Source organism: Methanocalculus sp., assembly GCF_029762515.1.
Lineage (GTDB): Archaea > Halobacteriota > Methanomicrobia > Methanomicrobiales > Methanocorpusculaceae > Methanocalculus.
In genome coordinates, this window is sequence record NZ_JARVGN010000426.1 from 1 (window position 1) to 1,876 (window position 1,876).

Here is a 1,876-nt window from a genome sequence, read left to right on the forward strand (position 1 = left end):
GGACCGGCGGAGTTGATCGAAAATGTCGGGAACGACAGGAAAAGAAGGGGCGGAGTGGCCTGCCAAGATCCGTTATTGACCAGCCGCCTTGGGGATGGCAAGTGCCGGGTACCCCTCTTCCCGGATATCCTCGTGAATGATCACGCGTACCGCGTCGGCCAGCGATCTCCGGAATGCTGCCCAACCCTTGGGTGTATTCATATTTTCTGATAGATGAACAGAGCGGATGTAGAGCGGCACACGGTGCTTTAAGCCATCTGCATCCGTATGCACGAAGAAAAAGGTGCCATACTCTATTACATCAGTGTCGGGGTAGAGGAGGACTGCACTGGACGCACGGATCTTGGTGACGTAGGCATGCATTTGGTACATGTCGGGCTGCTTGACATCAAATTTGGCGTCATCGAGATTGAGCAGTTTGTACTTAGTGTCGATGACAGATATGGCGCCACCATCCCGTACAGTGATATCAGGTATGAGCTTGAAGACATTCCTTCCAAAGCTATTCTCCGCAAGATACCCTATTGACTCTTGGGATTGGATTTCCACCCGCTTTCCGAAGAAGTATGCAGGGTCGTCCAGCAGAACCTGCGCAATAAACTCTTCAAAGAGCTTCTCCATCGGGATCAGGAGCGAGAATGTTTCTTCACGGGATGCCCGAAGCGTAAGGGTAGAGTGTGCAAGGAAGATCCGGCAGATCCTGATAAACGGTTCGAACTGGCGGTTCAACCGGGTGAACCGAATGCGATCGACCTCCGCAAGGGTCACCGGTGCGAGAACGACTGGTTCGAGCACATTGGTAATGAACTTGAGCAGCCGGAAGTTCTCCGAACTCTTCACCGCCCGCGACATGAGGTGGCAGGTGTATTTGAGCGTCCGGTTCAGAGTGTTGTCCCTAGAGAACTCATGAAAGGTACAGGGGACGATGTGGAGCTTGGCAGGGTTTGTATAGCGCCGCACATCGATCCGCTCGCGAATGAAGCGAAGGTCTTCACTCCTTGCAACATACTCCCTATTCTGACGCGATTTGATGAGTTCAGCAAGATTCTTGGCAAACAGCCAGACAAAGACTTCAAAGAATTCAAACTCCTCAGTATCAAGATCCGCCGTATCGATCTCCGTGATTGGGAGTGATTCGGCATAGGAGAGCATCTTGAGGACGTTGCCGGCGATGATCGACTTGTTGTTCTCGTATCCATCGCCTTTGAAAAGCTTGGGGAGTATTTGGATTGTGAGATTCCCCACCGTGACAACGCCGATGTAGTTCAGAGGTTTAAGCGTTTTCCTCCCGATATCGAGGAAGTATTTCGTTCGGTTAAGATGCTCAAGTTCTTGGAGGGTGTCCTCCGTTAAATACAGCACATTCTCTTCTGTAGAGTATGAATCGGTCTCTGAGGCCGGTTCGTACCGGTAGGAAACGTATTCGAAGAGCGTCGCGACCTTCCTGCTCACGGCATTCCACCGGTTGACTCTGCTTTGGTTTTCTCGACAAGACGAGAGCACGCCTGAATGAAATCATTGCCATACAGTGGGTCTCTGAACCTGAACGACCGGCCATCGACCTCCACGAACTCTTTACCGAGGATTTTCTCGAGTTTCGCAGGAACGTCGTAGAAGTATTCCTGAAGCAGTGGGAGAATCTCATGATACCAGGCGAAGATGAGCGATTCTGTCGCTTCTTCTGCATCCGCTGCTTCACTCATACACATGAGATAACTGTGTCCTATCTGATGATCCCGATCATAGAGAGCGACAATTTGCTGATTGATATGGGAAAGGAGATTGATCGAAAGTGAGAATATTTCTTGCAGATCTGCATCATTACTCATAAGATTCTGTTGCAGCACCTCATAATCCGGCATCAGCTCAATAAATC

The 1,876-nt window shown here is 50.3% G+C and carries 2 protein-coding genes; both read right to left on the minus strand.

All coding sequences use genetic code 11. The features are described 5' to 3' along the window. Positions 1-72: 72 nt before the first annotated feature. Entirely contained in the window at positions 73-1,452 is a 1,380-nt protein-coding gene (locus tag QCH34_RS11775; RefSeq protein WP_300334425.1) for a hypothetical protein, read from the minus strand. Further along, positions 1,449-1,876 (minus strand): hypothetical protein (locus QCH34_RS11780; protein ID WP_300334427.1); only part of this gene is annotated, 428 nt, incomplete at its 5' end. The genes QCH34_RS11780 and QCH34_RS11775, both read right to left, overlap by 4 nt.